The organism is Nocardioides sp. P5_C9_2 (assembly GCF_054049555.1).
Genome location: NZ_JBFUMD010000339.1, coordinates 1 through 4,361, shown reverse-complemented (window position 1 = coordinate 4,361; position 4,361 = coordinate 1). Strand labels below are relative to the sequence as shown.

Genomic DNA, 4,361 nt, shown 5'->3' with positions numbered 1-4,361 from the left:
GGGGGCCAAACGTCACGGACTACCCCGAGAACCGGGAAGTCACGCCAGCGCGAGCGTCACCTCGAGCACGAACCGCGGGTCCTCGAGCCGGTCGCCGTACAGTTCGCGCAGCTGCCCCACGCGGTAGCGCACGGTCTGGGGGTGGATGAACAGCTGCTCGGCCATCGCCTCCCGCCGGCCCTGGTGCAGCACCCAGGCCCGGAGCGTCTCGGTGAGCTTCTCCGCGGTCGACGGCCGCTGGTCGGCCAGCGGCTCCAGCACCCGCGCGCGCAGGTCCGCCCGGGTCTCCGGGTCGGCCGCCAGGAGCAGGGCGCCGAGGTGGACGTCGGTGTCCAGCACCCCGTCGTCCCCACCCTCGGGCAGGCCGTCGGCCTTCTCGAGCAGGCCTTCGGCCTGGAGGGCCACCGCCCGTACGGCGCGCGCGTGCGAGCGGGCCGCCTCCAGCCACGGCACCGAGGGGCCGACGACCGCGGTGGTGCCCCGCAACGCCCGGACCAGCCCGGCGCGGGCCGACCGGGACCCGCTGGACGGGGCGAGCAGCAGGGCCAGCCCCTCGGGGACGCCCGGGACGTCCTCGGTCGGTTGCAGCGTGCGCGGGTCGAGCGCGGTGGCGGCGTGCGAGGCCTGCGCCTCCGGCAGGAGCACGGCACTCAGGAAGGCGGGCGGCTCCCAGTCGGCCCGCTCCGCGGCGAGGACCACGGCGTCGGGCGCCGCCCCGGTGACCAGCGCCCGTGCGAGCCGGTCGAGGTTGCGCTGCCGCACCCGGCCGGTGCTCTCGAGCTCGTCGGTGTGGCCCGCGGCGCTCGAGGCGGAGAGCTCGTCGATGTAGGCGAAGACCAGCTCGGCGAACCGGGACAGCTGCTCGGCCTCCACCCCGGCCTCCACCGCGGTGCGCGACAGGTCGCGCCACGAGACGCGGGCGCCGATCCGGTACGCCGCCAGCAGGGCCTCCATGCTGCGCCCGCTGCGCGCCTCGCCCCGGCCCAGCCGGTAGGCGCCCTCGAGCGCGGGAGCCATCGGCGTACCGGCCTCCTCACGTGTCGCGAGGGTGAGGAAGCCGCCGAGCGCGAGCTGGACCGCCTGGCGGATCGTCTCGCCCATCACGCCGCTCAGCTGCCCGGTGTAGCTGGGCACCTCCTCGGTGATGGCCACCACCGCGCGGTCCGCGACCTCGGCCAGCTCCTCGCGCATCAGGCGCACGACCTCCTCGTCGAGGCGTACGACGGTGGGCGCCGGTGCGGTGCGGTCGGCGCGAATCTGTGTGGCGCGGCGCACAAGGGGACGAGTCATGGGGTCTCCACAGGCGTGAGTTGTTCGTATCGAACAACAAACTACACCCGATTCACGTGCACCGGGCAGGACTTCGACGTCGCGAACAGGGAGGCTGGTACCCATGACGACGTTCCTGTCCCCCGCCCCCGGGCGCGACCGACCCCCGTTGCTCGAGGGGCGTGTCCGCGAGCTGCGTGACCGTGCGGTCCGTCTCGCCGAGGCCGCGACCACGCCGTTGCTCCCCGCCGACTACCTCGACCTCTTCGCCCCGCTGCGCTCCGGCGCCGACCTGCGCGGGCGCATCGAGTCGATCCACCCCGAGACCGCGGACGCCGCCACCATCGTCATCCGGCCGGGTGCCGACTGGGCCGGACACGTGCCCGGCCAGTACCTCCGCATCGGCATCGACGTGGACGGCGTCCGCCAGTGGCGTGCCTACTCGCTGACCCACGGCCCCCGCGCCGACGGCCGCATCTCGATCACGGTCAAGGCCGTGCCCGACGGCCTCGTCAGCAACCACCTCGTCCACGAGGCCCGGCCCGGCACGATCGTCCACCTCGAGCAGGCAGCCGGCGAGTTCGTCCTCCAGAGCGACCACGACAAGCTGCTGTTCGTCACCGCCGGCTCCGGCATCACCCCGGTCATCGGCATGCTGCGCAACCTCTTCCCGAGCACCGACTCCGGCGTCCTGCGCCTGCCGCGCAGCCAGGACCTCGACATCGTCGTCGTCCACGTCGCCCCCAGCGCGCCGCACTCGATCTTCAGCCGCGACCTGCACGCCCTGGCCGACGCCGGTGCGATCCGCCTCGTCGCCCGGTACGACGACGAGCACGGCGTCCTGGACGTCGCCGACCTCGAGTCGCTCGTCCCCGACCTGCACGAGCGCCGCACGTTGGCGTGCGGGCCCGCCGGGCTGCTCGACGCGCTCGGCGCCCACCACGCCGCCGCCGGGCTCGAGCTCACCACCGAGCAGTTCCGTACGACGCGGGTCGAGGCGGGCGACGGTGGCACCGTTGCCTTCTCCTCCGGCACCACCCTCGAGCTCGACGGGTCGACGCCGATCCTCGACGCCGCCGAGGAGGCCGGAATGTTGATGCCCAGCGGCTGCCGGATGGGCATCTGCATGGGCTGCGTGCTCCCGCTGCGCGAGGGCACGGTGCGCGACCTGCGCAACGGCGCCCTCACCACCGCGATCCCCGGCGAGTCCGGCGCCATCAAGGTGCAGACCTGCATCAACGCCGCCGCCGGCCCCTGCCACATCGACCACTGAGCCTCCGTCCCCCCGAAGGAGATCGACATGACCACGATCCAGAAGAAGACCAGCGTCGGCGGCAACCCGATCGCCCACCTCACCGAGGCCGACATCGAGGCCCTCGGCGTCGAGCTCGACGCGATCCGCCAGAGCATCCTCGACGACCGCGGCGCCGACGACGCGGCGTACATCCGCAAGCTCATCGACCGGCAGCGCAAGCTCGAGCTCGGCTCGCGCGCCGTGCTGCTGTTCAGCGCGTTCCCGCCCGCCTGGGTGGTCGGCACCGCCGGCCTCAGCGTCGCCAAGATCCTCGACAACATGGAGATCGGCCACAACATCCTGCACGGCCAGTGGGACTGGATGCGCGACCCCAAGATCCACTCCAGCGTCTGGGAGTGGGACATGGCCTCGCCGTCCGAGCAGTGGAAGCACAGCCACAACGAGCTGCACCACACGTACACCAACGTCATCGGCAAGGACAACGACCTCGGCTACGGCATCATGCGCGTCGACGAGGAGCAGCGCTGGTCCCCGTTCCACCTGGGCCAGCCGATCTGGTGCTTCATCAACGCCATGTTCTTCGAGTACGGCATCGCGGCCTACGACCTCGACCTCGGCGCCGTGATCAAGAGGAAGCAGACTAAGGAGCCCGAGTTCCGCCGTCGGGCCAAGCAGGTCCTCGGCAAGATCCGCAAGCAGGTCACCAAGGACTACGTCGCCCACCCGGTGCTCTCGATCCCGACCGGCTCGTTCCTGCCGACCCTGGCGGCCAACTTCACCGCCAACGTCGTGCGCAACCTGTGGTCCAACTCGATCATCCTGTGCGGCCACTTCCCCGAGGGCGTCGAGACCTTCGAGCGGCGTTCGATCGAGGGTGAGTCCAAGGGCGACTGGTACGTCCGACAGATGCTCGGCTCGGCCAACATCTCTGGCTCGAAGCTCATGCACCTGATGAGCGGCAACCTGTCGCACCAGATCGAGCACCACCTGTTCCCGGACCTGCCGTCCAACCGGTACGCCGAGATCGCCCCGCAGGTGAAGGCACTCTTCGAGAAGTACGACCTCACCTATCTCTCGCGTCCGCTGGTGCCGCAGGTCTACTCGGCCTGGCACAAGGTCGTGCGACTGTCGCTGCCCAACGGCTGGCTCAGCACGACCACCGCCAAGAACGCGCCGCAGCAGCTGTCGCTGCTCTACAAGATGTCGACCGGCGGTCCCAAGATCCGCCGCGCCGCCCAGGCCCGTCTCGAGCAGCAGGCGCGTCGCATGGCCAAGGCCGCCTGACCCACCTCTCCGACCAGTAGGACCTGCCCCGCCCAGCGGGGCAGGTCCTGCTGCATTCGGGCCCGCCCGGTCTAGACGTCGGGTCCTGGAAAACTGACAATCCCCTGCGGACCCGGAGTCACTCCTTTAACTTCTGCCCCGGAGCCGCGCGGGGGACGTGTGGCACGTAGATCACACGAGGACAACTACATGCGGACAGTTCTGCGCGCGCTCACCACGATGCTGACGGCCCTGCTGGGCCTCGCTCTCGTCCTGGGCGGCGGTCTGGTGGCGCCGGCCACGGCGGCGGGCACGTCGTCCATCACCGGCACGGTGGCCGGCCCGGGAGGCGCCGGGGAGGCGGGAGTCACTGTTGCCGCATTCATCTCCAACGGCGGTTCGTGGGACTTCGCCGGAGTAGCCACGACTTCAGACGGCGCCGGCGAGTACGACCTGGTGGGCCTGTCTGCAGGGACCTATCGCATCGGGTTCCAGCTCGTTGGCGGCAGGGTTGCGTACTACCTGGACGCGACGACCATCGCCGAGGCCACGGACGTGCTCATCGGTGACGACG

General features: G+C 71.1%; 4 protein-coding genes. 3 read left to right on the top strand and 1 reads right to left on the bottom strand.

What is annotated here, in order from left to right; translation table 11 throughout:
- Window positions 1-39: 39 nt before the first annotated feature.
- The gene (locus ACXJKL_RS15515; RefSeq protein ID WP_457207933.1) at window positions 40-1,290 is read right to left on the bottom strand and encodes a PucR family transcriptional regulator; all 1,251 of its coding nucleotides are present in this window, start codon (window positions 1,288-1,290) and stop codon (window positions 40-42) included.
- Between the two features lie 103 nt (window positions 1,291-1,393).
- Here ACXJKL_RS15515 and ACXJKL_RS15510 point away from each other — a divergent pair, with 103 nt between their 5' ends.
- The 3 genes from ACXJKL_RS15510 to ACXJKL_RS15500 form a co-directional block, all read left to right on the top strand.
- Complete coding sequence (locus ACXJKL_RS15510; RefSeq protein ID WP_457207932.1) at window positions 1,394-2,542, top strand: ferredoxin reductase; 1,149 nt, start codon at window positions 1,394-1,396, stop codon at window positions 2,540-2,542.
- A 27-nt stretch (window positions 2,543-2,569) separates the two neighbouring features.
- Window positions 2,570-3,808 carry a fatty acid desaturase family protein gene (locus ACXJKL_RS15505; RefSeq protein WP_457207931.1) on the top strand — a complete coding sequence of 413 codons (1,239 nt, stop codon included), beginning with the start codon at window positions 2,570-2,572 and terminating at the stop codon, window positions 3,806-3,808.
- A gap of 189 nt (window positions 3,809-3,997) precedes the next feature.
- Window positions 3,998-4,361: hypothetical protein (locus ACXJKL_RS15500; protein WP_457207930.1), on the top strand; the 364-nt coding region annotated here is incomplete at its 3' end.

Coding starts and splice junctions, on each gene's coding strand:
- ACXJKL_RS15515 (WP_457207933.1), bottom strand. CDS start 1,290: ATGACTCGTCCCCTTGTGCGCCGCGCCACACAGATTCGCGCCGACCGC.
- ACXJKL_RS15510 (WP_457207932.1), top strand. CDS start 1,394: ATGACGACGTTCCTGTCCCCCGCCCCCGGGCGCGACCGACCCCCGTTG.
- ACXJKL_RS15505 (WP_457207931.1), top strand. CDS start 2,570: ATGACCACGATCCAGAAGAAGACCAGCGTCGGCGGCAACCCGATCGCC.